A 301-nucleotide genomic window follows, 5' to 3' on the forward strand; every position below is an offset into this window, starting at 1 on the left:
GCTGCTCGCCGTCATGGCCGGCATGTACGCCGTGTATCACGGGCCCGAGGGGCTCAGGGGCATCGCGCAGCGGACCCACCGGTACGCCACGATCCTGGCCGCGGGGCTCACGGCCGGTGGCATCGAGGTCGTGCACGGCTCCTACTTCGACACGCTGACCGTGCGGGTTCCCGGGAAGGCCGCCGAGGTCGTTTCCGCCGCCCGGCAGAACGGCGTCAATCTGCGTCTCGTGGACGTCGACCACGTCTCCATCGCCTGCGACGAGACCACCCTGCGGGCCCAACTGGGCGCCGTATGGACG

At 70.8% G+C, this 301-nt stretch carries 1 pseudogene; it reads left to right on the forward strand.

What is annotated here, in order from left to right:
• Positions 1–301 (forward strand): annotated as a pseudogene (locus tag ACLZOT_RS51595) (glycine dehydrogenase (aminomethyl-transferring)); the annotation flags it as partial.

It is taken from the genome of Streptomyces sp. 4F14 (genome assembly GCF_048159485.1).
GTDB lineage: Bacteria > Actinomycetota > Actinomycetes > Streptomycetales > Streptomycetaceae > Streptomyces.